General features: G+C 67.6%; 1 protein-coding gene. It reads right to left on the bottom strand.

Going from position 1 to position 580, the window contains the following annotated elements:
- On the bottom strand, window positions 1-500 hold a 500-nt coding region (locus tag LRG07_RS13790), incomplete at its 3' end, for an ATP-binding protein (protein WP_238642773.1).
- Window positions 501-580 lie beyond the last annotated feature (80 nt).

The following is a 580-nucleotide window of genomic DNA, read 5'->3' as shown; positions in this document are numbered from 1 at the left end:
ATGAGCAGCAGGTCGAAGCGCGTCAGCTGGGCGATCTTCTTCTTGAGCTCGCCCTTCATCTCGGCGATCTCCAGCTCCTCGACCAGCTCCAGGGCGTTGCGAAAGAGCACCTTGTAACCGGCATCAAGGGCCTTGTCGGCGATGCCCACGGCCAGGTGCGTCTTGCCGACGCCGGGCGGGCCGATGAACACCAGGTTCTGCCGGTTGTCGATGAAGCCGAAGTCCAGCAGCGCATTGACTTGGCGCTTGGTGATCGTCGTCTGGTGGCGGTAGTCGAACGCTTCCAGGCGCTTGCCCGCGGGTAGGCGGGCACGGCGGCGGTTCCCGTCGAGGCGCTTGTGCTCGCGGACCTGCTGCTCGCGCTCGGCAAGCTGCTCGGCGAAGTCGAGGTAGGAGGCTGCGTTGGCCTCGGCCTGGGCGAGCAGCTGCGGGAGCTCGTCGGCGATCGCCGTGCAGCGCAGATTGCGGTAGCGGCCCACGGTCTGCTCAAGACGGCTCATGGGTCACCTCCGTTTGGCCACCCGGGTGGCCAAGGTGCGCGTAGGCGGCCAGGGAGACCGGCGATGCCGGGGCCTCGGAC

The organism is Halorhodospira sp. 9622 (genome assembly GCF_022228025.1).
In the GTDB taxonomy this organism is placed as follows: domain Bacteria; phylum Pseudomonadota; class Gammaproteobacteria; order Nitrococcales; family Halorhodospiraceae; genus Halorhodospira; species Halorhodospira halophila_A.
The sequence above is the reverse complement of the archived record's forward strand: the minus strand, read 5'-3'. Positions and strand labels throughout refer to the sequence as shown.